Source organism: Blastococcus sp. KM273129 (assembly GCF_021698995.1).
Taxonomy (GTDB): Bacteria; Actinomycetota; Actinomycetes; order Mycobacteriales; family Geodermatophilaceae; genus Blastococcus.
Window position 1 is genome coordinate 1 of the sequence record NZ_SSXB01000185.1, and the last position, 694, is coordinate 694.

General features: G+C 76.2%; 1 protein-coding gene. It reads left to right on the top strand.

All coding sequences use genetic code 11. The features are described from left to right. Positions 1-694, top strand: a 694-nt coding sequence (locus E9565_RS21950; protein ID WP_308196182.1) for a DUF222 domain-containing protein, incomplete at both ends; no start/stop codon positions are given.

A 694-nucleotide genomic window follows, 5' to 3' on the forward strand; every position in this document is an offset into this window, starting at 1 on the left:
GGGGTGGACGAGGCGCTCGCGCAGGTGGCCGCGACCCGGCCGCACGCCGAACTGCGCCAGGTCGTGCGCCACCACCTGGCCCGGCTGGACCCCGACGGGCCCGAGCCCGACCCCACCGAGGGCCGGTCGTTCACCCTGGTCACGCCGACGGCAGCGTCAGCGGCCGGTTCGAACTCGACGCCGTCGGCGGGGAGAAGCTGCAGACCGCCGTGGAGTCCATCGCGCAGGCCGACCGGCCCGCCGGGGACACCCGCACCCGCGCCCAGCAGTCCGCCGACGCCCTCGTCCAACTCGCCGACAACCAGCTCGCCGCCGGCACCCTGCCGACCCTGCGCACCCACAAGCCGCACGTCGTCGTCCGGGTCGACCTGGAGGACCTCATCGACCCCACCGCCGGACCCGGCGCGGCCACCCTCGGCTTCGAGGCCACCATCTCCGCCGCCCGGGCCCGCTGGCTGGCCTGCGACGGCGGCATCACCCGCATCGTGCTCGACCCCGAAGGGCAGCCGCTGGACGTGGGCCGCACCCCGGCCCCTCCGCAGGGGCCCGCCGCGAGCCTGCGAGTGGCGGGGGGCGGAGGGGTCCTTTCATTCGCCGGTTGCGACGCCCCGGCCCACTGGTGCGACGTGCACCACCTGGTGCACTGGGCCGACGGCGGGGAGACCTCGCTGGAGAACTCAGGGCTGCTGTGCGA